The organism is Bacteroides sp. AM10-21B (assembly GCF_003472565.1).
GTDB classification, from domain to species: Bacteria; Bacteroidota; Bacteroidia; order Bacteroidales; family Bacteroidaceae; genus Bacteroides; species Bacteroides propionicigenes.
Genome location: NZ_QRME01000020.1, coordinates 1 through 1,029, shown reverse-complemented (window position 1 = coordinate 1,029; position 1,029 = coordinate 1). Strand labels below are relative to the sequence as shown.

At 42.8% G+C, this 1,029-nt stretch carries 1 protein-coding gene; it reads left to right on the top strand.

Going from position 1 to position 1,029, the window contains the following annotated elements; all coding sequences use genetic code 11:
• Window positions 1-33: 33 nt before the first annotated feature.
• Window positions 34-1,014 (top strand): IS982-like element IS1187 family transposase, encoded by a 981-nt coding sequence (locus tag DW121_RS15495; RefSeq protein WP_032536584.1) that lies wholly within the window; start codon window positions 34-36, stop codon window positions 1,012-1,014.
• Window positions 1,015-1,029 lie beyond the last annotated feature (15 nt).

Genomic DNA, 1,029 nt, shown 5'->3' with positions numbered 1-1,029 from the left:
ACCCGTTGGCGGAATTAATTTAAGTTGATAAATATGAGTAAAAAGTTGTACATGTCGCTGATTTTTAGTAACTTAGTGGTGATTAAAACATTAAGTTCAAACCATCGTATGTACAACCTTTATGCAAAATTCGTCAAAATACTTGAGATATGCAAGCAATTCTCTGAAAATCTCGTCAATGATTCGGGTAATGTTCCACGTCGTGGTCCTGTTCCCAAGTTTTCGGATTTGGAAGTGGTGGCGCTATCCCTGACGGCAGAGACCGAGAGCATTGATAGTGAGAAGTGGTTGTTCGACTATAAATTGCAAGAATACAAGGACAGCATTCCCAATCTCATATCAAGGAGACAGTTCAATGACCGCAGGAAGAAAACGTCAGGCCTGTGTGAGGAACTGCGCAAGCGGATTGCCATGGAAATGGATGGCGGAGAGGAACAATTCTTTGTTGACTCCAAGCCGATAGAGGTCTGTAGGGTTGCAAGAGGAAAACGTTGCAAGATGGGGCGTGCCGGCAATTTCTCGCAAGCTCCCGACTTCGGCTTCTGTGCTTCGCAGAACACGTATTATTTTGGTTATAAGTTACACGCTCTCTGTGGGTTAAGTGGAGTTATCCATTCCTATGATCTGTCAAAGGCAAGTGTGGCTGACCTCCATTATATGAAGGATGTAAAACATACTTATCACGACTGTAGCATCTATGGTGACAAAGGGTATATTGGAGCTGACGTACAGCTTGACTTGTTCGAAACCGCACACATAAGACTGGAGTGTCCGTATCGGCTCAACCAAAAGGATTGGAAACCGACATTCATTCCGTTTGCAAAGGCAAGAAAGAGGATTGAGACAATATTCTCACAACTTACAGACCAGTTCTTGGTCATCAGGAACTACGCGAAAATAACGAATGGTTTGTTTGCCAGAATCATTGGCAAAATTAGTGCACTTACCATTCTGCAATACGTAAACTTCATTAACGACAAGCCCATTGGCAGAATTAAGTATGCACTAAATTAATTCCGCCAACAGGTT

Bases quoted from the DNA above. Each gene is read 5' to 3' on its own strand.
- DW121_RS15495 (WP_032536584.1), top strand. From the start codon at position 34: ATGAGTAAAAAGTTGTACATGTCGCTGATTTTTAGTAACTTAGTGGTG.